The sequence below is a fragment of the Kytococcus sp. Marseille-QA3725 genome, assembly GCF_054950055.1.
In genome coordinates this window covers 664,718-685,643 of sequence record NZ_JBUCLA010000002.1, presented here as the reverse complement: position 1 = coordinate 685,643, position 20,926 = coordinate 664,718, and the positions used below count along the sequence as shown (strand labels likewise).

General features: G+C 72.4%; 22 protein-coding genes and 1 riboswitch. Of the genes, 7 read left to right on the top strand and 15 right to left on the bottom strand.

Features of this window, described 5'->3' with window-relative positions:
* Positions 1 to 25: 25 nt before the first annotated feature.
* From ACY8FT_RS11370 to nadE, 5 genes are all read right to left on the bottom strand, one after another.
* On the bottom strand, positions 26 to 1,207 hold the full coding sequence (locus ACY8FT_RS11370) for an MFS transporter (RefSeq protein WP_462419002.1): 1,182 nt from the start codon (positions 1,205 to 1,207) through the stop codon (positions 26 to 28).
* 164 nt (positions 1,208 to 1,371) lie between these two features.
* On the bottom strand, positions 1,372 to 1,818 hold the full coding sequence (locus ACY8FT_RS11365) for a VOC family protein (RefSeq protein ID WP_462419001.1): 447 nt from the start codon (positions 1,816 to 1,818) through the stop codon (positions 1,372 to 1,374).
* A gap of 63 nt (positions 1,819 to 1,881) precedes the next feature.
* Positions 1,882 to 2,241 carry a tetratricopeptide repeat protein gene (locus ACY8FT_RS11360; RefSeq protein ID WP_462419000.1) on the bottom strand — a complete coding sequence of 120 codons (360 nt, stop codon included), beginning with the start codon at positions 2,239 to 2,241 and terminating at the stop codon, positions 1,882 to 1,884.
* Complete coding sequence (locus ACY8FT_RS11355; RefSeq protein WP_462418999.1) at positions 2,238 to 3,065, bottom strand: SDR family NAD(P)-dependent oxidoreductase; 828 nt, start codon at positions 3,063 to 3,065, stop codon at positions 2,238 to 2,240. The genes ACY8FT_RS11360 and ACY8FT_RS11355 overlap by 4 nt, the downstream gene beginning before the upstream one ends.
* Positions 3,066 to 3,067: 2 nt before the next feature.
* Positions 3,068 to 3,910 (bottom strand): ammonia-dependent NAD(+) synthetase, encoded by an 843-nt coding sequence (gene nadE / locus ACY8FT_RS11350; RefSeq protein ID WP_462418998.1) that lies wholly within the window; start codon positions 3,908 to 3,910, stop codon positions 3,068 to 3,070.
* A 91-nt stretch (positions 3,911 to 4,001) separates the two neighbouring features.
* On the opposite strand from nadE, the gene ACY8FT_RS11345 reads away from it, so the two are divergent.
* Positions 4,002 to 4,466: an SRPBCC family protein gene (locus ACY8FT_RS11345; RefSeq protein ID WP_462418997.1), complete on the top strand. Its 465-nt coding sequence runs from the start codon at positions 4,002 to 4,004 to the stop codon at positions 4,464 to 4,466.
* Positions 4,467 to 4,481: 15 nt separating this feature from the next.
* Here the strand turns inward: ACY8FT_RS11345 and ACY8FT_RS11340 are convergent, their stop codons facing one another.
* Complete coding sequence (locus ACY8FT_RS11340) at positions 4,482 to 5,120, bottom strand: vitamin K epoxide reductase family protein (RefSeq protein ID WP_462418996.1); 639 nt, start codon at positions 5,118 to 5,120, stop codon at positions 4,482 to 4,484.
* A 140-nt stretch (positions 5,121 to 5,260) separates the two neighbouring features.
* On the opposite strand from ACY8FT_RS11340, the gene ACY8FT_RS11335 reads away from it, so the two are divergent.
* Positions 5,261 to 6,553 (top strand): MFS transporter, encoded by a 1,293-nt coding sequence (locus ACY8FT_RS11335; RefSeq protein WP_462418995.1) that lies wholly within the window; start codon positions 5,261 to 5,263, stop codon positions 6,551 to 6,553.
* Between the two features lie 77 nt (positions 6,554 to 6,630).
* Here ACY8FT_RS11335 and ACY8FT_RS11330 read toward each other — a convergent pair whose 3' ends face one another.
* Positions 6,631 to 8,151: an alanine/glycine:cation symporter family protein gene (locus ACY8FT_RS11330; RefSeq protein WP_462418994.1), complete on the bottom strand. Its 1,521-nt coding sequence runs from the start codon at positions 8,149 to 8,151 to the stop codon at positions 6,631 to 6,633.
* Between the two features lie 155 nt (positions 8,152 to 8,306).
* Here ACY8FT_RS11330 and ald point away from each other — a divergent pair, with 155 nt between their 5' ends.
* From ald to ACY8FT_RS11310, 4 genes are all read left to right on the top strand, one after another.
* Positions 8,307 to 9,425: an alanine dehydrogenase gene (gene ald / locus ACY8FT_RS11325; RefSeq protein ID WP_462418993.1), complete on the top strand. Its 1,119-nt coding sequence runs from the start codon at positions 8,307 to 8,309 to the stop codon at positions 9,423 to 9,425.
* Between the two features lie 151 nt (positions 9,426 to 9,576).
* Positions 9,577 to 9,783 (top strand): hypothetical protein, encoded by a 207-nt coding sequence (locus ACY8FT_RS11320; protein ID WP_462418992.1) that lies wholly within the window; start codon positions 9,577 to 9,579, stop codon positions 9,781 to 9,783.
* A gap of 163 nt (positions 9,784 to 9,946) precedes the next feature.
* Positions 9,947 to 11,176 carry an alpha-hydroxy acid oxidase gene (locus ACY8FT_RS11315; RefSeq protein WP_462418991.1) on the top strand — a complete coding sequence of 410 codons (1,230 nt, stop codon included), beginning with the start codon at positions 9,947 to 9,949 and terminating at the stop codon, positions 11,174 to 11,176.
* Positions 11,177 to 11,773: 597 nt separating this feature from the next.
* Positions 11,774 to 13,486 carry an ABC-F family ATP-binding cassette domain-containing protein gene (locus ACY8FT_RS11310; RefSeq protein WP_462418990.1) on the top strand — a complete coding sequence of 571 codons (1,713 nt, stop codon included), beginning with the start codon at positions 11,774 to 11,776 and terminating at the stop codon, positions 13,484 to 13,486.
* 176 nt (positions 13,487 to 13,662) lie between these two features.
* Here ACY8FT_RS11310 and ACY8FT_RS11305 read toward each other — a convergent pair whose 3' ends face one another.
* From ACY8FT_RS11305 to ACY8FT_RS11270, 8 genes are all read right to left on the bottom strand, one after another.
* Entirely contained in the window at positions 13,663 to 14,424 is a 762-nt protein-coding gene (locus ACY8FT_RS11305) for a hypothetical protein (RefSeq protein ID WP_462418989.1), read from the bottom strand.
* On the bottom strand, positions 14,421 to 15,158 hold the full coding sequence (locus ACY8FT_RS11300; RefSeq protein WP_462418988.1) for an ATP-binding cassette domain-containing protein: 738 nt from the start codon (positions 15,156 to 15,158) through the stop codon (positions 14,421 to 14,423). The genes ACY8FT_RS11305 and ACY8FT_RS11300 overlap by 4 nt, the downstream gene beginning before the upstream one ends.
* On the bottom strand, positions 15,155 to 15,526 hold the full coding sequence (locus ACY8FT_RS11295) for a GntR family transcriptional regulator (RefSeq protein ID WP_462418987.1): 372 nt from the start codon (positions 15,524 to 15,526) through the stop codon (positions 15,155 to 15,157). Before ACY8FT_RS11295 ends, ACY8FT_RS11300 begins: the two co-directional genes overlap by 4 nt.
* A 155-nt stretch (positions 15,527 to 15,681) precedes the next feature.
* A complete protein-coding gene (locus ACY8FT_RS11290; RefSeq protein WP_462418986.1) occupies positions 15,682 to 15,894 on the bottom strand; it encodes an SRPBCC family protein in 213 nt (70 codons plus the stop codon).
* A 7-nt stretch (positions 15,895 to 15,901) separates the two neighbouring features.
* Entirely contained in the window at positions 15,902 to 16,699 is a 798-nt protein-coding gene (gene thiD, locus ACY8FT_RS11285; RefSeq protein WP_462418985.1) for a bifunctional hydroxymethylpyrimidine kinase/phosphomethylpyrimidine kinase, read from the bottom strand.
* A complete protein-coding gene (thiE, locus tag ACY8FT_RS11280; RefSeq protein WP_462418984.1) occupies positions 16,696 to 17,361 on the bottom strand; it encodes a thiamine phosphate synthase in 666 nt (221 codons plus the stop codon). The genes thiD and thiE overlap by 4 nt, the downstream gene beginning before the upstream one ends.
* The gene (gene thiM / locus ACY8FT_RS11275; protein WP_462418983.1) at positions 17,348 to 18,214 is read right to left on the bottom strand and encodes a hydroxyethylthiazole kinase; all 867 of its coding nucleotides are present in this window, start codon (positions 18,212 to 18,214) and stop codon (positions 17,348 to 17,350) included. Before thiM ends, thiE begins: the two co-directional genes overlap by 14 nt.
* Positions 18,205 to 18,297: riboswitch (TPP riboswitch) on the bottom strand. It overlaps the preceding gene by 10 nt.
* A 93-nt stretch (positions 18,298 to 18,390) precedes the next feature.
* Complete coding sequence (locus ACY8FT_RS11270; protein WP_462418982.1) at positions 18,391 to 20,121, bottom strand: phosphodiester glycosidase family protein; 1,731 nt, start codon at positions 20,119 to 20,121, stop codon at positions 18,391 to 18,393.
* 217 nt (positions 20,122 to 20,338) lie between these two features.
* Between ACY8FT_RS11270 and ACY8FT_RS11265 the strand changes: the two genes are divergently transcribed.
* Entirely contained in the window at positions 20,339 to 20,926 is a 588-nt protein-coding gene (locus ACY8FT_RS11265; RefSeq protein WP_462418981.1) for a maleylpyruvate isomerase family mycothiol-dependent enzyme, read from the top strand.

Below are 20,926 nucleotides of genomic sequence, written 5' to 3'. Positions count from 1 at the left end.
CACCACCGACAACCACCCCCTGCCGTCAGCCGACGGCAGGGCGACGGCGCTCGCGGAGCATCATCACGGCCCAGATGAGCAGGCCACCCAGGGAGAGCACGGCACCGGCCCACCCGGTGGAGCGCCAGCCCCAGCCGGCGGCCAGGGCGGCACCGGCGACGGCGGGGCCCAGCGCGTTGGCGGCGTTGAAGGCGGCGTGGTTCATGGCCGCCGCCATGGTCTGGGCGTCACCGGCCACGTGCATGAGCCGTGTCTGGAGCGGCACGACGAGGCCTCCGCCGAACCCGACGAGGGTCACCGACAGCATCATCAGCCACCAGTGGTCGACCGTCAGGGAGTAGACGAGCGTCGCGGCGCCGATGAAGGCCTGGAAGGCCCCGGCCACCGGCAGCAGCCGGCCCGCGGGGGTCCGGCCGGCCACCAGGTTCCCCAGGATGCCGCCGACGCCGTAGGTCATGAGCACCAGCGGGATGCCCCAGGCCGGTGCGTGGCTGTGCTCCAGCAGCGTGGCCGAGAGGTAGGAGTAGACCGCGAACATGCCCCCGAAGCCGACGGCCCCCATGGCCAGCGGCAGGAGCACGTCGGGGTTGCGCAGGGCCGTGAGCTCACGCAGCGGCGATCCCTCGGTGCGCCCACCGCCGGGCGGCACCAGACGCCACAGCGCGGCGGCCGTGATCACGCCTCCCACGGCCACCAGCACGAACGGCAGGCGCCAGCTGGTGGCCTGCCCCAGGGAGCTCACCGTCGGCACGCCCACCACGGTGGCGACGGTGAGACCCATCATCACCGAGGCGACCGCCTGGGCCGCCTTCTCCCGCCCCATGACCGTGGCGGCCACCAGCTGGGCGATGCCGAACATCGCCCCGTGCGGCAGGCCGGCGACGAACCGGGCCGCCACCAGCGTCAGCATGGAGGGCGCCAGCGCGGCGAGCAGGTTGCCGAGCACGAAGAGCCCGAGCAGCGCCACCAGTGCCCGCCGCCGCGCCCACCGCCCCATGACCACCGAGAACACGGGCGCCCCGACCACCACGCCGATGGCGTAGGTGCTGACCGCTCGCGAGGCCTGCGGCTCGGTGGCCCCGAACTCGTCCGCGTAGAAGGGCAGCAGCGTCATGGCCGCGAACTCGGTCAGGCCGATGCCGAACGTGGCGGCAGCCAGCCACAGGACGAGGGTGCGCGGGTCGGACCGGTGGGTGGTGTGGGCCACGGGTCTCCTTCGGGGTGAGGTGCGCCGCGCGTTCGGCGCCGGGTGGGGACCCCTGCGGCAACGAACGAGGGGCCCCACCCGTTCCCCGGACCGGCTGTGCGGTGCGCCACGCGGCACCCACCCCCCTCCCCGGAGCGGGTGCCGCGCGGTGGGTCAGCAGCGCGTCAGGCGGCGTCCCCGGCGATGTTCACGTGCCACTGGATGCCGAAGCGGTCGGTGGCCAGGCCGTACACGTCGCCCCACATCTGCTTCTCCAGCGGCATGATCACGGTGCCATCGACGGTCACCTTCTCGAAGACCTCACGGAGACGGTCGGCCTCGTCACCGGAGATCGAGACCTGCAGGTTGGTGCCCACCACGTGCTCACCGGGCATGGCCGGGTGGGTGTCGCTGGCGAACAGCGTCCACCCCTCCGGGGACTCCAGCGCCGCGTGCATGACGCCGGCCTCCTCCATGCCGGCGTCCCGGAAGGTCATGATCCGCGGCTCGGCGCCGAAGGCCTCGCCGTAGAAGCGCATGGCCTCCTCGCAGTCACCGTCGAAGGTCAGGTAGGGGTTGAGCTTGCTGGCCATGGTGTCCTCCCGGGACGAGTCGATGTCAACGGTGTTCACGCTAGGGGCCCGACGCACGGGGGACAAGGTCCGCCCCGCAGGACGACGCCACCGACGGGTGCCTCAGATCTCCTGCCCGAGGACGCGGGCGCGTTCCAGGTAGGGCACCGCCTCCGCGTCGCGGCTCTGCCGCTCCAACGACCGGGCCAGCACCAGGGCCAGGTACCCGTCCTCCGGCCGGTCGGCGAGCATCTCCCGGGCGAGGTTCTCCGCGCGGGAGAGCTGCGCGGAGTGGAAGTAGGCACGCACCAGCAGCAACCGCACCTCGTCGAGGCCGTGGCCGGGGTCGGAGGTGCCCAGCAGGGTCTCCAGCTCCACGGCGGCCTCCCGGTAGCGGCGCTCCTCGATCTGGGTCTGCGCCAGACGGAAGCGCTCCAGGTCGTCCAGGCCCTGCCTGGGGAGGTACGTCTCCACCTCGCTCATCGCCCACCCAGCAGGTCGGCCATGCGACGGGTGACGAAGTCGGCGGCCCACCGCGGGGCCACCCGACTCGCCCAGTCGACGAAGCGGGTGTCCTTGCCGATGACCACCCGGAAGGCCCCGGACTCGATGCCCCGGATGATCGCCTCCGCGGCGTCGGGCGCCGGGGTCGTCGGGCGGTCCTGCGCCTCGGAGGCGGCGGTGTCGTCCACCGACGCGGCGACCGACACCCCGGAGTTGCCCGCGATGTCGGTGGCGGTCGCCCCCGGGAAGACGACGGTGACGGCCACCGGGCCCTCCTTCTGCTCGCAGTAGAGCGCCTCGGTGAACAGCTTGACCGCGGCCTTGCTGGCCCCGTAGGCCGCCTGGCCCGGCACCGGCGTGAGCGCCCCCATGCTGGAGACGTTGACGATCGCGGACTCCGGCCGGCTCCGCAGGTGCGGCAGGAAGGTCTGGCAGGTGTGCACGACACCCCAGAAGTTGACGTCCATGACCTTGTCGATCTCGGCCACGTCGAGCTGGTCCAGGGTGACGAACGGCTGGATGATCCCGGCGACGTTCACCAGGCCGTCCACGGCCCCGTGCGCGGCGAGCACCTCGTCGAGCACGGCGGAGACGTCGTCCCGCCGCGTCACGTCCAGCCGGTGCACGGTCAGGGCACCGTCGGCCCCCTCGGAGCGTGCCTCGGCGACGGTGGCCTCCAGGCCGTCGGCACTCAGGTCCAGCGCGGCGACGCGGGAGCCGGCCCGCAGGAGCCCGAGCACGACCTCCCGGCCGATGCCGTTGCCACCGCCGGTGACGGCGATGACCTTGCCCTCGAGCTGCATGTTCAGTCCTCCGTGTCGTGATCGGTCCGCCACCAGCTGTCGTGGACGGTGACGGGGGTGGTGCGCTTGTGGCGCGAGGTGCGCCACTTGTGCTCGATCCGCTCGGCCACCTCCTCGGGCACCTCACCGCCCTGCAGGTAGGTGTCGATGTCCTCGTAGGTCAGGCCGAGCTCGTCCTCGTCGGTGTGCAGCGGCTGGTCGTCCAGGAGGTCGGCGGTCGGCACCTTGGCCCACAGGCGCTCCGGCGCCCCCAGGTGCCGGGCGGCCTCCCGGATCTGCCCCTTGTCCAGCCCGAAGAGCGGCAGGATGTCGGCGCCGCCGTCGCCGAACTTGGTGAAGAATCCGGTGACCGACTCCGCCCCGTGGTCGGTGCCGACCACCAGGAGCGAGCGCTCCCCGGCGACGGCGTACTGCGCCACCATGCGCAGCCGCGCCTTGATGTTGCCCTTGTTGAAGTCACTGACCCCACGCCCCAGCGCGGCCGAGAACTCCTCCTCGAAGGCGTCGACCGCCGGCCCCACGTCGTAGGTGATCTCCTCGTCGGCGGCCACGAAGTCCATGGCGGCCGCGGCGTCGGCCTCGTCCGCCTGCTGGTGGTACGGCAGGCGGACCGCGACGAAGACCGCCTCCCCGCCGTCGGCGCGGTGCTGCTCGGCGGCCAGCTGCGACAGACGCCCCGCGACGGTGGAGTCCACCCCGCCGGAGATGCCGAGCACGAAGCCGCGGGTGCCGGTGGCCCGCAGGTAGTCCCGCAGGAAGGCCACCCGCCGCTCGACCTCCCGGGCCGGGTCGATCGTGGGCAGCACGCCCATCTCGTCGATGATCACTCGCTGGAGATCACGCATGCCGGCAGTCTACGGAGCCGGGTCACAGGGCCGGGCCGACGGAGCCCCGACCGTCACGGCACGGGGCCCGTCCGTGCGCCATGATGGGCGCATGGCACAGACCTTCGAGGTGACCCGCTCCCGAGAGATCGCGGCCGACCAGCGGACCGTGTTCTCGTTCGTCAACGACCTGCACCGCTGGCAGCGGTGGTCCCCCTGGGAGGACCTCGACCCCGACCAGCGCCGCACCTACTCGACGCCCGCCAACGGCACCGGTGCGCGCTACGCCTGGGAGGGGAACGCGAAGGCCGGAAAGGGCCGGATGGAGATCACGTACTCCGATCTCGACCGCGTCTCGCTGGACCTGCACTTCGACAAGCCCTTCCGCGGCGACCACACGGCCACCTTCACACTGCACCCCACCGAGATCGGCACCCTCGTCGAGTGGACCATGCGCGGTCGGAAGAACCTGGTGATGCGCCTGCTCTCCCCCGTGATGGACATGGAGCAGCGGCTGGGCCGTGACTTCGAGAAGGGGCTCGCCCGACTGGCGGCGGTCTGCGAGCGCACCCGCTGACCACCGCCGCGCGGCTCACTGGGCCATGAACTTGGGCACGAACACCGCCAGCACCGAGGCGATGATCGCCACGTAGAAGAGCAGAGTGAGCACCCAGGTCCACCCCGCGGCGAAACGGCGCAGCCCCTCGGAGCCGGGCAGGATCCCCCGGGCCAGCAGGGCACCGGTGAGCACGACGAACATCGGGATGGTGCCGGCCCAGGCGACCATGCAGTAGATGCAGAGCTTGCCGATGTCGAACAGCGCCTGCGACCAGAGCCACAGGATGAACGCCATGGCCAGGGTCACCCCACCCCAGACGAGCATCCAGTACCAGCGGGCGAAGGAGGCGCCACCGAGGAGCGCCGTGCCGATCGCCACCACGATCGCGTAGCCGACGATGCCGATGAGCGGGTTGGGGAAGCCGAACAGTGCCGCCTGCCAGGTCTGCATGACGCTGCCGCAGCTGACGAGCGGGTTGACGTCACAGGACGTCTGGTGGAGCGGGTTGATGTAGAGCTCGATGCGTTCGTAGACCAGCATCGCGCTGCCGAACCAGCCCACGAGCCCGGTGATGGTCAGCAGCCACCCCAGCGCGCGGTCGGTGGCCCAGCCCGGCGCGGGCTCCGCGCCCTCCTGCGCGAGGGGGCTCTCCGGGGACGGACGTTCACTCACGGCAGGTTTCCCTTCGTCACGGCTCGCCGCGCACGCGCTGCCACGGCCACCCCATTCTGCACCGACCTCCCCCGCGCCCCGAGGAGGGCGTGTCCGGGGCCACATCCACGATCGAGATGAGGTTCGCCTACCCTTCTCTTGTGACCGAGACCATCCTCCACGACCCCACTCCGTCCGGACGCGGTGCCGAGAGTGCCCCAGCGCCCCGGGACCCGAACCACCTGCCGGCGGTGAGTTCGCTCTACGTCACCCAGTACCTGGGCGTCGGCTTCCTGTCGACGGGACTCATCGGCATCGCCCGGGAGCAGGGGCTGAGCCTCACGGACCTCGCGCTCATCACACAGCTGGGCATGGTCTGGGCCCTGAAGTTCCTGTGGGCACCGATGGTCGACCGGTACGCGCCTCCCGGGCGCGGTGGCCACTACCGGCGCTGGATCCTGTGGACCCAGCCCCTGGTGGTGGTGAGCATCCTGGCGCTCCTGCCCTTCGGCGACCTGCGCGAGGGAATGGCGGGCGTGGCCCTCGTGGCGGGCCTGTACCTGCTCGTCTCGGCGACGCAGGACGTCGCGGTGGACGCCCTGGCGGCCCGGTTGTTCCCGTCCGAGGGACGTGGCCGGGTGAACGGCATCGTCATCGGCGCCCAGTGGCTGGGCACGCTGGTGGGCGGCGGCCTGGTGGTCGTCGTGTACGACCAGTTCGGGTGGACGCCCGCGGTGCTGCTGCTCGCGGCCACGGCGGCACTCCCGTACCTGTTCGTGCTCCGGCTGGACGAGTCCACCGGCCATCACGGCACCCCGCCGCTGCGGATGCCCCTGGTGAGCCAGGCCCTCGGCGTGCTCCGCCAGCCCGGGGCCACTCTGTGGGGCCTGGTCGTCATCCCGCTGCTGCACATCGGCATCGGCGGGTCGTACTTCCTGCTGGAGCCGGCCCTGCTGGACGCCGGGTGGTCGCTCAGCCGCGCCGCCGTCGTCCTGTCGGTGATCATCGCCGTCCCGGCGATGCTGGCCGGCCTGGTGGCCGGCCGCCTGGTGGACTGGTTCGGTCGCCGCGCCATGTTCGTGGTGGCCGGGCTCGGCGGGGCCCTCTCGCTGCTGCCGCTGCTGCCTCTCACCGGGGGGCGTGCCCCGCTGGTGACCACCGTGCTGGCCCTCAGCCTGTTCGTCGTGTTCAACTCCGTGGCCAACGCGCTGGTCTACACGGTGAACATGGACCTCGCGCGCCCGGACACCGCCGGTGGTGACTTCACGCTCCTGGCCTCGCTGGGCATGATCGTGTACTTCCTGGGCGGCGGGCTGCTGCTGGGCCTGGCCGAGAGCCTCGGGTACACGACGGTCCTGGGCATCGCGGGCGCGTTCCTCGTGGTGGCGACCGCCGCGGCACTGCTGTTCTTCCGGGCCCGCACCGACATCGCGTCCGGTCACGTGCGCACCTGAGACCACCCCCGGCACGCGCGACGGCGCCCGTTCCCCGAGGGGAGCGGGCGCCGTCCGCGTCCGGAGCGAGCAGCCGGTCAGCGGTGCGTGCCGGTCTCGGCCCCGCGCAGCGGGTGCCCGTCGACGATCACGTCACCACCGTCGGCCCGCTCCGCCCAGAACTCGGCGTTGCGGATGTCCAACTCGCGCGGGTCGAACTGCGGGTCGCGGCCCTCCTTGAGCTGGCGCTCGTAGTCCTTGAGGGCCTTCACCGCCGGCCCCTGCAGCAGGAGGATGGCGATGATGTTCAGCCAGGCCATGAGGCCCACACCGATGTCGCCCAGCGCCCAGGCGTCCTCGGCGGTCTGCACGGCGCCGTAGGCCGTGGCCAGCAGGATGGCCAGCTGCACGAAGCGGACCGCGACGGCGCGGGTCATCGGGGTGGCGCGCCGGAACAGGTAGGTCATGTTCGTCTCGGCCATGTAGTAGTAGGCCACGATCGTGGTGAACGCGAAGAAGAGCAGCGCGATGGCCACGAACGACCCGCCCAGACCGCTGAACACGGTGTCCAGGGCGGCCTGCGTGTAGGCCGGCCCGGCGGAGGTGCCGTGCACCTCGGCGGGGCCCTCGAGGATCAGCTTCTCGCCGTTCTTCTCGTCGAACACCTCGTACATGCCGGTGGAGAGGATCATGAACGCCGTGGCCGAGCAGACGAACAGGGTGTCGACGTAGACGGCGAAGGCCTGCACCAGACCCTGCTTGGCCGGGTGGGAGACCTCGGCCGCGGCGGCGGCGTGCGGGCCCGTGCCCTGGCCGGCCTCGTTGGAGTAGATGCCACGCTTGACGCCCCAGGCGATGGTGGCGCCCAGGATGCCGCTCAGGGCGGAGTCCATGCCGAAGGCGCCGCCCAGGACCAGCCGCAGGACCGCCGGGATCTCGGCGGCGTTGACCACCAGCACGATCAGGGCCAGCACGATGTAGGCGATGGCCATGAAGGGCACGACCATGGCGGCGAAGGTGGCGATGCGCTTGATGCCGCCGACCACGATGAAGGCCAGCGCGATGACCACGAGGACGGCCACCCACATCGGGTCGATGCCCCAGGCGCTGTTCATGGCCTCGGAGATGCCGTTGGACTGCACGCCGGGCATGAACAGACCCATGGCCAGCACCGAGACGATGGCGAACAGGATGCCGTACCAGCGCTGCCCCAGCCCCTTCTCGATGTAGTAGGCCGGACCACCGCGGTACTCACCGCTGTCGTCCCGCTCCTTGTAGACCTGACCGAGGGTGGACTCGATGAAGGAGGTGGAGGCACCGAGGAAGGCGACCACCCACATCCAGAACACGGCACCCGGGCCACCCATCGCGATGGCGGTGGCCACTCCCGCGATGTTTCCGGTGCCGACACGGCCCGACAGGGACACGGCCAGGGCCTGAAAGGGGGAGACACCGGAGTGGGAGGTCTCCCCGTGGCGGATCTCGTGCAGCATGCGGCCGAAGAGGCGCACCTGCGGGAAGAGCAGACGCACGGAGAAGAACAGACCGGCGGCCAGGCAGAGCCACACCAGCCACTGGGACCAGACGATGTCGTTGATCGTCGAGAGAGCGTCGGACATGAGGAACCTTTCGCAGGATCACTCGGGGATGGGCAAGTTCATGGGAACGCTAGGCCACGGGCCCCGCCCCCGGAACGTGTTTCGACAACGCTTCTGCAACGATTCGGCGACGGCGTCGTGAGGCGCGACCCGTCACAGCGGCATCAGGAGGCGACATGCGCATCGGCGTTCCGGCAGAAGTCAAGAACAACGAGTACCGGGTGGGGATGACCCCGGTCGGCGTCCGGGAGCTCACCCAGCGGGGCCACGAGGTCCTCGTGCAGGCCGGGGCCGGCCTGGGCAGCAGCATCACCGACGAGGAGTACGTGGCGCAGGGAGCGCGGATCGTCGAGTCGGCCGACGACCTGTGGGGCGAGGCCGAGATGGCGGTGAAGGTCAAGGAGCCGGTGGCCGAGGAGTACCACCGGCTGCGCGCCGACCAGGTGCTGTTCACCTACCTGCACCTGGCCGCCGAGCCGGAGCTGACGAAGGCACTGCTCGAGGCAGGGACCACCTCCATCGCCTACGAGACCGTGCAGCGCGCCGACCTCTCGCTGCCGCTGCTGTACCCGATGAGCGAGGTGGCCGGCTGCCTCGCACCGCAGGTGGGTGCGGCCTCGCTGCTCAAGGCCCGTGGTGGTCGCGGGGTGCTGATGGGTGGCGTCGGTGGCGTGGCGGGCGCCAAGGTGGCCGTGCTGGGTGCCGGCACCGCCGGGCAGAACGCGGCCAACATCGCGATGGGCATGGGCGCGGACGTGACCCTGCTGGACATCGACCTGGAGAAGCTGCGCATGAGCTTCTGGCGCTACAGCAACCGGGTGCACGGCATCGCCTCCTCCGCGCTGGCCATCGAGCAGGCCGTGACCGAGGCGGACCTGGTGATCGGCTCGGTGCTGATCCCCGGTGCCGCGGCGCCGAAGCTGGTGACCAACGACCTGGTGGCGCAGATGAAGCCCGGCAGCGTGCTGGTGGACATCGCCATCGACCAGGGCGGTTGCTTCGAGGACTCCCACCCAACCACGCACGACGACCCGACCTTCGAGGTGCACGACTCGGTGTTCTACTGCGTGGCCAACATGCCCGGTGCGGTGCCGGTGACCTCCACCCAGGCGCTCACCAACGCGACGCTGCCGTACACGCTGCGCCTGGCCGACGCCGGGTGGCAGGGGGCCCTGCGCGCCGACGAGGCGCTGGCCAAGGGCCTGGCCACGCACGGCGGGACGCTGTACTCCGCGCCGGTGGGCGAGGCGCTCGGCATCGAGAGCGCGGCGGTGGGCGAGGCACTGGCCGGCTGAGGCGGGCCAGACCGGGGACGACCCCGACGGCGGCGGGCCGGGCCGGAGGGGGACGGCCCGCCGCGAGGTTCCGCCCACGGTGGCCACCGGCGGGCACCGCCGCGCGGTGCGCATGGGTGCACCTGATCGCACACCCACCGGGGAGGACACCATGCAGCCGAACGACGACGGAAGTCCCTGGGGGCTCCCGCAGCCCGTGCTCATCGCACCGGCGCTCACCCTGCTGGCGCAGGTGGTCTCGATGTCCAGCCTGAGCGTGAGCAGCACCAAGGCCAGGTCACGGAGTGCTCGTACGTCGACTTCCTCGGCCTCCTGCTGGCCGGTGTGGCCGCGCTTCCGCTCGTGGTGGGCGTGGTGATGTGGGTGCGCGGGCGCATCCGCCAGCCCACGCCGCAGATGTGTGCCTGCGTTCCAGAAGTGCGGCTCCACAGCAACACTTCTGGAACGCAGGCACACATCTGCAAGGGGCGGTCCGCACCATCGGGGCTAGCGTGGCCCCTCCCCCGACCTGAGGAGGCACCATGCGCCGTCAACTGCCCAACCCTCGCGAGCTCGCCCCGCTGATGCAGTTCACGCGGCCCCGCGTGGACCGCACGGCTGCTCGGCTCGAGCGTGCGGCGGACCTCGGGGACGTCCGGCACATCGCGCGACGGGTCACGCCGAAGGGTCCGTTCGAGTACGTCGACGGCGCTGCCAACTCCGAGGAGTCGATGCGCCGCAACGCCGCCGCCTTCAACGACGTCGAGCTGCGCCCGACCGTGCTGCGCGATGTCGGGGAGATCGACACCGGCACCGAGATCTTCGGGCGACGCAGCGAGCTCCCGTTCGGTCTGGCACCCACCGGGTTCACCCGCATGATGCACGCCGCCGGGGAGCCGGCCGTCGCGCGGGCCGCCCACGCGGCCGGGATCCCCTACGCGCTGTCCACGATGGGGACCACCTCCATCGAGGACCTCGCCGCCCAGAGCCCCGACACGCGGCGCTGGTTCCAGCTCTACACCTGGCACGAGCACCGCGACCGGGCCCGCGGCCTGGTCGAGCGGGCGCGGGACGCGGGCTACGACACCCTGATGGTCACCGTCGACACGGCCACCGGGGGACTGCGCTACCGCGACCACCGCAACGGCATGACCATCCCTCCGCGGCTGACCCTGAGGACCCTGGCCGACGCGTCCTACCGCCCCCGCTGGTGGACGGATTTCCTGACCACCGAGCCGCTGCGTTTCGCCACCCTGTCGTCCACGGGCGGTGACTCCATGGACGTCATCATGAAGACCTTCGACCCCACCCTGTCGTGGACCGACATCGAGTGGATCCGTGAGGTCTGGCCCGGCCCGCTGATGGTGAAGGGGGTCCAGACCCCCTCGGACGCCCGGCGCGCGGTCGATGCCGGGTGCGACGGCGTCTACCTCTCCAACCACGGTGGGCGGCAGCTCGACCGGGCGCCGGTCCCGCTGGCCGAGCTCCCCGGCATCCGGCAGGAGCTGGGAGACGACGCCACGATCGTCGTGGACTCCGGCATCACCAACGGCGGGGACGTGCTGGCGGCGCTGGCCCTCGGGGCCGACTTCACCATGATCGGACGCGCCTACCTGTACGGCCTGATGGCGGGTGGGGAGCGCGGCGTGAATCGGGTGCTCGAGATCCTCCGCGCGGAGATCGAGGTCGCGATGCGCCTCCTGGGTGTCCGGACGGTGGGCGAGCTGGGCCCGGAGCACGTGCGCCTCGACCACCGGGCCCCGCGCGGCTGACCCCGCTCGCGGTCGCGAGGGTCCCCGGGCCGCGCCTAGCGTGGAGGGCAAGGGCCGCACCGCCGTCGAGTTCGCCAAGTCCCTGCTGGGCTCGGACGCCGAGAAGGGCGACGGCAAGGGCCAGGACGTCGGCACGAACGACACCGTGGAGCTCTGAGGGGGCGGGCCGGGCCGGGGTGACCGGTGGCCCGGAGCGGGTCACGTGGGCCGCAGCGGGCCCGGTCGGCTCGGCCGTCCGGGCCAGGTCGGCTGGGCCCGGTCCGCGCCGGAAGGGCTCGCTTCGCCTCGGAAGAGCTCGGTTGAGTCGGCCGGGTTCGGTCCATTTCGGCAGGCTTCGGTCCGGCTGACCGGGGGTGGGTCCGGTTGGCCCGGGGTGGGTCCTGAAGCACACGGACCTGACCCGGGCCAACCGGACCGACCCCACGCTTTGCCGCGTCAGCTGCCCGTCCGATGAGGCGCATACTCCACCGACCGGGCACGGACCACCGACCGGGCACGAGCCACCGACCGGGCTTCCGACTAGCGGCCTGCACCCGCGCCGTGGCGGCCGGCGAAAACCGTTCGTCGCACCGGCAGCCGGCCGGTACGGTCCGGCACATGCCGCACCTTGAGGTCCACGACATCGAGTACTGGCTGTCCGACGGGCGGCCACTGCTGGGCGGCGTCTCGTTCCGCGTCGGTGACGGGCAGTGCGTGGCGCTGGTGGGGCCGAACGGAACGGGCAAGACCACGCTGCTGCGCATCATCTCCGGCGGGTTGAGCGCGGAGGGCAACGTGGTCTCCTCGGGCAGCGTGGCACTCATGCCGCAGTTCATCGGCCGGGTGCGCGACGACTCCACCGTCCGCGACCTGCTGGTGCGCTCCTCCCCTCCCGGCATCCGCACCGCGGCCGAGGCGGTGGACGCCGCCGAGCTCCGCCTCATGGAGACCGACGACGAACCCGCCCAGATGGCCTACGCGCAGGCGCTGGCCGACTGGGGCGACGCCGGTGGCTACGAGTACGAGACGCAGGTGTGGGACGAGGTGACGCAGGCGGCGCTCGGCGTGCCCTTCGAGCGCGCTCAGCACCGCGCGGCCACCACGCTCTCGGGCGGTGAGCAGAAGCGGCTGGTGCTCGAGGCTCTGCTGCGCGGCCCGGCCGAGATCCTGCTGCTGGACGAGCCGGACAACTACCTCGACGTGCCCGGCAAGCGGTGGCTGGAGGGGCGGCTGCGGGCCAGCGACAAGTCCGTGCTGCTCATCAGCCACGACCGGGAGCTGCTGTCCCAGGTGGCCACGCACGTGGTGACCCTGGAGCCCCACGCCGCCGGGGCGAGCGCGTGGACGCACGCGGGCTCGTTCAGCGGCTGGCAGGAGGCCCGGGAGGCCCGCAACGCCGCCCTGGAGGAGCGGTTGCGTCGCTGGGAGGAGGAGCACGCCAAGCTGAAGGCGCTGGTGCACCGCCTCAAGGTGAAGTCCGAGTACAACGACGGGATGGCACCCCGGTACCGCGCCGCGCAGACACGCCTGGCGAAGTTCGAGGAGGCCGGGCCGCCGGAGAAGGTGGCGCAGACGCAGGACGTCCGGATGCGGCTGCGCGGCGGCCGGACCGCGAAACGCGCCGTGGTGACCGAGGGGCTCGAGCTGCGGGTGCCCGCCCTGGACGGGGATGGCGCGGCGACGCTCATGGAGCCGTTCGACCTGGAGATCTGGTTCGGCGAGCGCGTGGCCGTGCTCGGCTCGAACGGGTCGGGCAAGAGCCACTTCCTGCGGCTGCTGGCCGGCGGCGGGTCCGACCCCGAGCCGGAGCACCGGCCGGTGGGCGACGTGGCCCCTCCCCCGGTGGACCACCAGGGCGTGGCCCGGTTGGGCTCCCGCGTGCGGCCCGGCTGGTTCGCGCAGACCCAGGACCATCCGGCACTGATGAGGCGCACGTTGCTGGAGATCCTGCACCGCGGGGACGACCACCGGGACGGGATGGGGCGCGAACAGGCGGCGAAGGTGCTCGACCGCTACGGCCTGGCGGGTGCGGGCGAGCGCACCTACGACCAGCTCTCCGGCGGTCAGCAGGCGCGCTTCGGCATCCTGCTGCTGGAGCTCTCGGGTGCCACGCTGCTGCTGCTCGACGAGCCGACGGACAACCTGGACCTCCACTCTGCCGAGGCCCTGCAGGAGGCGCTGGAGTCCTTCGAGGGGACCGTGGTGGCGGTGACGCACGACCGCTGGTTCGCCCGGGCCTTCGACCGGTTCCTGGTGTTCACCTCCGAGGGCCGCGTGGTCGAGACGCCCGAGCCGGTGTGGGACGAGACCCGCGTGCGCCGGAGGCGGTGAGCGGCGGGCACGGTGGTGCAGCCGGCGGGGTGGCCGGGCAGCGAGGCCGGACCGACACCCGGTAGCCCTTCGGACGGGTCCCGTGGCCGGGCAGGGGGCCGGAGCGGGCCACCTCGATCACCCGGCCCCCCTTGCCCCCGCCGACCGGCTCACCGACCACTCGTGCTCTGCCCCGCTCAGTCCACGGGCATGCGGCGCATCAGCAACCAGTGCACGATGCCGAGCAGGGCCACCTTCAGAGCGCCGACGATCCACACGGCAGGACCCGTGAGCTCGCCCGAGGGCTCGTAGTCAGCCCCTGAGACCAGGGTGACCCCCGGCCAGGCGAGCTCCTCGACTGCCGCGGGCAGACCCAGCGCAGGCAAGACCGACGGCAGCAGGACCAACCAGACGAGCAGCACCGGCACACCACCACCCCAGCCGAACCGGAGCACGACCGCCACGGCCACCGCCAGCGTCAGGAACAGGGGCAGCGCCCCGAGCCAGTTCCGGAGCGGGTCGAGCGCGCCGATGGCCTCCTCCGGCAGCCGCGGCTCGGCCAGCACGGCAAGCCCGATCAGCACGCCCCACAGGAACACTGCCACCAGCACGATCGCCCAGTGGCCGGCGATGACCGACCCCCGCGTCGCACCGGCCCGCACCAGCGGCTTGGACCGGGTGGCGAGCGCTCCGATCACCGCAGCCACGGCACCCACCGTGAGGCACGCGAACAGGAACCAGTAGAGGGGCTCGGTGTCGAAGTGCCCCCTCACCTCCATGGCCACCACGATGAGGACCGCGGCCGCCATGATCAGCAGGAACCCCAGGGCCCAGTCCAGGAGGGTCCGGCGGACCCACCACAGGGAGACGTCGAGCCACTGCGGGCGGCCGGAACGTGCGCCGTCGGCTGGGCGGGGCGAGCTGGCCCCACGCGGGACGGGTGCTGTGGAAGTACTCATCGGTCGTCTCCGGTCAGGTCGGCGAGGGCGTCAGTGAGGGAGGCCAGCCGGCCGCCCTCGGGGGTGTGGGCGGCACGCAGGTCGTCGACCGACCCGGCCGCGGCCACCCGACCGCCGTGCAGGACCACCACGTCCTCGAGCAGGTCCTCGACCTCGTCCAGCAGGTGGCTGCACAGCACGATGGTGCGGGGGCGCTCCGTGTACTCGGCGAGGAGCTCCTCCACCAGCCACCGGCGGGCCACGGCATCGAGGCCGGTGTGGACCTCGTCCAGCAGGGTGACCTCAGTACGGGAGGCCAGGGCGACCGCGAGCGAGAGCGCGGCCCGCTGGCCGGTGGAGAGCTTGTCGGGCCGCCGGTTCAGGGGCACACCGAAGCGCTCGGTGATGCGCGTGAAGGTCGGCTCGTGCCACCCGGGGCGCAGCATGCGCACCATGGAGAGCGAGGGACCGGACTTCTCGCCACCCATGAGAGGGCTGAGGGCGTCGGCGTAGAGCACGTCACGGGTGCGCGTCGCGTCCTCCCAGACCGGGGCGTCGTCGACGAGGACCTGCCCGGACTCCGGGCGGCGGAGCCCGGCCACGAGGCGCAGCAGCGAGGACTTGCCCGCCCCATTGCGCCCGATCAGACCGGTGATCACGCCGGGACGGAAGGTGACGTCCACGCCGTCAAGCACGGTGTTCCCACCGGGGCGCTGGGTGACGCCACGCAGGTCGACCTGCCAGCCGGCGCTCACGGCTTGTCCCCCAGCCGGTCCGCGATGCGCGCGACGAGCGCCTCGGCGTCGATGCCGAGTGTCCGCGCCTCAGCCAGGGCCGGGTCGAACACCTCGCCCCAGAAGGCCTCGCGGCGGGTGGCCAGCACCCGGTCGCGGGCGCCGGCGGTGACGAACATGCCCACCCCGCGGCGCTTCTCCAGCACACCCTCGTCCACCAGCAGGGACAGCGCCTTGCCGGCCGTCGCGGGGTTGATGCGGTGGGTCGTTGCGTATTGCGTGGTCGACATCACCTGGTCCCCTTCCCCCAACTCGCCCGCGGCCACATCACGGCGGATGCGCTCGGCGATCTGCAGGTAGATGGGCGTGCGGTCGTCGAACGACTCCACCGCACACCTCCTTGGTTAGTTACTTGAGTAATGAACCATGGAACGGGGGTGGCGTCAATCCGGGGCTCTGGATGGGACACGCTGAATCGGCCGGGATCGGCGGCCGGCACGGGAGGTTCGACCCAGGAGGCGACAGCGCCTGGCGCCCTGGCGGATCACGAGATCGGCAGCAGGCCGCGCACGACGAGTTCCCCACGGCCCTCCCCCGTGAGCCACACCGAGCGCGCGCCCACCCACCAGTCGGGGTACGCGACGGGGTCCGCCCACCGGGCACAGACCTCGTCGGGATCGCGGGCCTCGTGCCAGACCGAGCGGAAGACGAACGGGCGCCGGCTCACCCGGCCGAGCCCGTGGCCGGGCAGGACCACGCGCCCCTCACCACATCGTGTGGAAGTGGTGCACCGGCCCGGCCCCGTGCCCGACCTGCAGCTCGTCCGCGTGGCGGAGCGCCTCGGTGAGCCAGGCCTTGGCGTCGGTCACGGCCTCGAGCCACCCGTCGCGCTGCGGGTACAGCGCCGCGATCGCCGAGGAGAGCGTGCACCCGGTGCCGTGGGTGTTCCCCGTGTGCACCCGCGGCGCGTCGAGGGTGTGCACCTGCCCCTCGTCGACCCAGACGTCCACCACCGGGTCGCCGGGCAGGTGACCGCCCTTGAGCAGCACCCGCGTCCCGAGGCGGCACTGCAGCTCGACGGCCTGCCGCACCTGCTCGTCCACGTCCCGCGCCCCGTCGACCCCCAGCATCACGGCAGCCTCGGGCCCGTTCGGCGTCACCACGTCCACGTGCGGCGCCAGGGCGCACACCGCTTCGACGGCGGAGGCGTCCAGCAGCCGCGAACCGGCCGTGGAGACCATCACCGGGTCCAGCACCACCGGGCACCGGAGCACCTCACGCACCAGCCCGGCGACCGCCTCGGCCACCTCCACCGTGCCGAGCATGCCGATCTTCACCGCATCGAGCCGCACGTCGTCGACCAGCGTGGTCACCTGCTGGCGCACGAACTCCGGAGGCACCGCGTGGATGCCGGTGACCCCCTGCGTGGACTGCGCCGTCAGCGCCGTCATGGCCGCGCACCCGTAGGCACCCAGGGCGCTGAAGGTCTTGAGGTCGGCCTGGATGCCGGCGCCGCCCGAGGGATCCGACCCGGCGACGGACAGCACGGTCGGCGCGCTCACCGCCACGCCTCCCGGAAGGCGCTGGTGGCCACGCGCACGTCCGGGGCCGTGCAGAGGGCCCGCACGACGGCGATGCCCTCGGCGCCGGTGTCCCGCAGCTCGGCGAGGCTGTCCAGCGAGATCCCGCCGATGGCGACGCCCGGGTGGCGACTCGCGGCGCGCATCGCCCGCGCGCCCTCGGGCCCGATGGCCGGGGCGTGCGCCGCCTTGGTGGGCGTGGGCCAGACCGGCCCGATGCCGATGTAGTCCAGCGTGCCCTCGGGGAGCTCGTTGGCGGCCCGCACCTCCTCGACCGAGTGGGTGGACAGCCCGATGAGCGCGTTCGGCCCCAGCTCGCGCCGTGCCATGACCGGCGGCATGTCCTCTTGCCCGATGTGGACGCCGTCGGCGCCGACGCGGTGCACCAGGTGCACGCGGTCGTCCAGCAGCAGTGGCACGCCGGTGCCGGCCAGGGCCTCGCGCACCTCCAGCCCGAGGTGCACGAAGGCCTCGTCGTCCAGCTCCTTGTCACGCAGCTGCACGCAGGTGACGCCGCCGGCCACCGCCTCGCGCACCACCGCCGGCACGCCACGCTCACCGCAGCGGGCCGTGTCGGTGACGAGGTACAGGGTCAGGTCGAGCGCGGGGCGTTCGGTTCCCGCGGCGGTCTCAGAGGGAGACATCGTCAGCCACCTCCTGGGGCGTCAGGTTCCAGATCTCGTCGAGCAGGGCGGCCGCGAAGGTGCCCGGTCCGCGGGAGGCGCCGGCGGCACGCTCGGCGGCCAGGCCGTAGGCGGCCGTCGCGGTCGCGGCGGCACGCAGCGGGTCATCGGTGCAGGCGGTGCATGCGGCCACCAGGGCACCGAGGGCACAGCCGGCGCCCGTGACGCGGGTCAGCATCTCGTCACCGTGGGGCAGCCGCAGCAGCCGGGCGGGGTCGACCAGGTGGTCCACCGCCCCGCTGACCGCGACGGCGCCGCCGGTCCGCCCGGCCAGCTCCTGCGCGGCCGGGACCGCGTCCTCCGGGCGAGCGGTGCTGTCCGCACCCCGGCCACCGGTCCCCCCGGCCAGGCCGATGACCTCCGAGGCGTTGCTCCGGATGACGGTCGGCCCCTGCTCCAGCAGACGCTGTGCCACACCACTGCGCCAGGGCAGCCCACCGGCGCCGATGGGGTCCAGCACCCACGGCGTGCCGGCCTCCCGGGCGCCGCGCACGGCCTGCTGGATGCCCAGCACCGACTCCTCGGTGGGGGTGCCCAGGTTCACCAGCAGGGCGTCGGCCACTCCGGCGAAGTGCCGTGCCTCGCGGGGCGTGTCCACCATCGCCGGGGAGGCCCCCGCGGCCAGAAGCACGTTGGCGCTCAGGGTCATGGCCACCCGGTTGGTCGCGCACTGCACCAGCGGTGAACGGGTGCGCACGTCCTCCCAGGTGGTGGCCAGCTCGTCGGCAGTCGGCGCGGGCCGGCCGTCAACCTCCGCCCCACTGGGTGCCGTCGGCGCGCTCCGCGGGTCCGCGGGGCCGGGTGGGTTCTGCACGATGACGTCCCTCCGCTCGTGTCAACGAGATCAGGTTCCACGGGTGTGATCTCAGCCCGGACAGGGCACCCCGCGTCGGCGCCCACCGTAGGTCATCCCGACAGCCGCCACGACGACACTGTGGCCACTGCCGCGAAGGGACAGTGGCCACAGCGAGGAGACGGACCTCGGCTGTTTCAGGCCTCGCGACGCGTCCTGGCCACCCGCAGCGTGGCAGCCCCCGCGAGCATCAGGCCGGTGCCGACGGCACCGAGCTCCACGCGGCGGTCAGCCGGCATGCGGCCCGTGTCGACGATGGGTCCGCCCTCGGGCGCCGTGATGACGAGTGCATCGCCGACGGCGCGCTCCCCTTCCTCGTCGGACGGCTCGTTGGCCACCTTGCCGTCCACCACCATCGTGGTCGAACCGCCACCGTCCAGATTCACCGCACTCTGGAGCCCCAGGGACCGGGCAACTGCAGCCGCCTCCGGGATGGAGGCACCCAGCTCATCGGGCTGGCGCCCGTCGATGGTGATGAGATGCAGACGCCCTTCGGAGTCCTCACCGGCGAGTGTGCGCGGGTTGCGCTGGAGCACCCAGCCGTACTGGAACGAGGGATTGCCGGCGTGCACGAAGCCGTCCTGCGCCAGGGTCACGTGCACCCGCCCGTCACGGACCAGCTCCGGCCCGCCCGAGAGCGCCATGGCACCGTCACGCGCCATGCCGGGCGCGCCCAGCAGGCCGGTGCTCACAGGCAGCCGGTCCCCCACGGACACCCCGGCCAGCTCGCCCACCCGATCACCGGTGGCCTGGACGACGTACTGACCGGGCCGGGGCGTGGCTCCCCGGCCGTCCCTCACCGCGAGCACCTCACCGGATGCGGCATCGAGGACCACCTCGCGCCCCGCTCCGCGAGGCGTGGAACCGCCCCACTGCTCGGTGAAGACGACGAGCTCGTCCTCGTCGGTGCAGGTCGTGTCGTGCACCGGCAGATCGGTCGGCCGGTCTCCGTGGCCGCCGCAGTTCCGCACCGTGCCCGGCACCCGGTTGACCCCGTCGAGCAACAGCGGCTGACCGGCCACGGTCGCCGTACCGCCCCACCGGGGACGCTCCACGGAGACCTCGCTGGCATCGGCATCGAAGGAGATCGACGGGCGCTCCCCCACCGGCTCGCTGAGCACCTCGCCGTCGTACTGGCCGACACCAGCCGGGTCGCCCTCGGCTCCGTGGGCCCGGTCGAACACGAAGTACCCACCGTTCACGGCCGCCGTGGCCCCCGCGGCCAGCTCGGAGGTCTTCTCACGACGCTGCAGGTCGGCTCCGAAGGTGGCCTCCAGGTCACCGGTGAAGGTACGGGGGTCGATGGTGAGGACACGCACCGTCCAGTGGCCCCTCGTGGCCGTCCCGCCGTCCCACCCCGCGTTCCACACACGCCCCTCGTGACCGGTCGCCTCGACCTCGGCGAGCGCCGACTCGGCCTGCGCCTCCGTGTCCACGACGTCGGTAAGACGGACGCGGTAGCCGAGGGGGCCGTCGGGCACGTCGACCGCCCCCTGCTGACGCACCAGCTGGGCCTCGGCGTCGATGCCGTGCGCCGCCAGGTCGGCGACTACTGCGTCAGCGTATGCGCGGCTGGACACGGGGCGGGTCTCCTGCCCCACTGGGATGGCGAGCTCGACGACCCACTGCTGCGGAGCGTCCTCCTCCCCGCGCTCGATGACGGTCTGGGTGACACCGGGCGCCAGCTGCCGGACGTCACGGTGCTCGGTCAGACCGGGTGCACCCAGGGGCAGGGGTGCCTGGCCCATCACCGGTGCGGGGGCGGTCGTCGACGTCGAGCCACCCCCGGGTGCGGCCACCGCGGGTGCAGGGGCGGTGACGGTCAGGGCGGTCGCGCAGACGAGGAGGGCGGGACACAGGGGTCGCATGACGTACTCCAGGGGGAGAGAGGGATGTACGCGCGGAGTGAAGCAACACGGTGTGACCGCACGGTGAGGGCGGGATGAACGCCGGGCGTGCCGTGGACGACGGTCGCGCAGTCCCGGTGGCTCCTGCTCACGCCACCGGAGGCGACACGCGACGGAGCATCGGGACACGGCATCATGGGGACCCACACGAGCGAGCCCCGACGACCCGGAGGTCATGATGAGTCTCGAATCCGGCCTGCACGCCCGCTTCTCGCGAGCCTTCGCGGAGGTGGCCGACCAGGTGACCGACTGGGACGTGCCCACCCCCGTCAAGGAGTGGAGGGCCCGCGACATCGTGGAGCACCTCATCGACTGGTACGAGTCCGTGCTGGAGAACTGGGTGGACGTGGACCTGCCCGACCGGGACCCGGACGCCGACCCGGCCACCGCGTGGCGCCAGCGCTCCGACGACGTGCAGGAGCTGCTGGACGACAGCGAGCGCTCCACCATCGTGCTGGGTGACGGGCCGTTCGCGGGGCAGACGATCGCCGAGATGACCGGCGACCTCTACGTCTCCGACATCTACATGCACACCTGGGACCTCGCCCGGGCCACCGGCGCGAAGGCGGACCTGGAGCCCGACTACGCCGAGCAGCTGCTGGAGGGCATGCAGCCGATCGACGGGATGCTGCGCCAGTCCGGCCAGTACGGCCCCGCGGTGGAGACCGGCAGCGAGGACCCGGTCGACCGGCTGATGGCCTTCATCGGCCGCGACCCGCAGTGGCAGCGCCCCGACGCCCCGACCGGAGGCGCGACTCCCCTCTGA

What these genes read in the sequence shown, in the direction of transcription:
- ACY8FT_RS11360 (WP_462419000.1), bottom strand. Translation starts at nt 2,241, where the DNA reads ATGAGCGAGGTGGAGACGTACCTCCCCAGGCAGGGCCTGGACGACCTG.
- ACY8FT_RS11355 (WP_462418999.1), bottom strand. Translation starts at nt 3,065, where the DNA reads ATGCAGCTCGAGGGCAAGGTCATCGCCGTCACCGGCGGTGGCAACGGC.
- nadE (WP_462418998.1), bottom strand. Translation starts at nt 3,910, where the DNA reads ATGCGTGATCTCCAGCGAGTGATCATCGACGAGATGGGCGTGCTGCCC.
- ACY8FT_RS11345 (WP_462418997.1), top strand. Translation starts at nt 4,002, where the DNA reads ATGGCACAGACCTTCGAGGTGACCCGCTCCCGAGAGATCGCGGCCGAC.
- ACY8FT_RS11330 (WP_462418994.1), bottom strand. Translation starts at nt 8,151, where the DNA reads ATGTCCGACGCTCTCTCGACGATCAACGACATCGTCTGGTCCCAGTGG.
- ald (WP_462418993.1), top strand. Translation starts at nt 8,307, where the DNA reads ATGCGCATCGGCGTTCCGGCAGAAGTCAAGAACAACGAGTACCGGGTG.
- ACY8FT_RS11320 (WP_462418992.1), top strand. Translation starts at nt 9,577, where the DNA reads ATGCAGCCGAACGACGACGGAAGTCCCTGGGGGCTCCCGCAGCCCGTG.
- ACY8FT_RS11315 (WP_462418991.1), top strand. Translation starts at nt 9,947, where the DNA reads ATGCGCCGTCAACTGCCCAACCCTCGCGAGCTCGCCCCGCTGATGCAG.
- ACY8FT_RS11310 (WP_462418990.1), top strand. Translation starts at nt 11,774, where the DNA reads ATGCCGCACCTTGAGGTCCACGACATCGAGTACTGGCTGTCCGACGGG.
- ACY8FT_RS11305 (WP_462418989.1), bottom strand. Translation starts at nt 14,424, where the DNA reads ATGAGTACTTCCACAGCACCCGTCCCGCGTGGGGCCAGCTCGCCCCGC.
- thiE (WP_462418984.1), bottom strand. Translation starts at nt 17,361, where the DNA reads ATGTCTCCCTCTGAGACCGCCGCGGGAACCGAACGCCCCGCGCTCGAC.
- ACY8FT_RS11270 (WP_462418982.1), bottom strand. Translation starts at nt 20,121, where the DNA reads ATGCGACCCCTGTGTCCCGCCCTCCTCGTCTGCGCGACCGCCCTGACC.
- ACY8FT_RS11265 (WP_462418981.1), top strand. Translation starts at nt 20,339, where the DNA reads ATGAGTCTCGAATCCGGCCTGCACGCCCGCTTCTCGCGAGCCTTCGCG.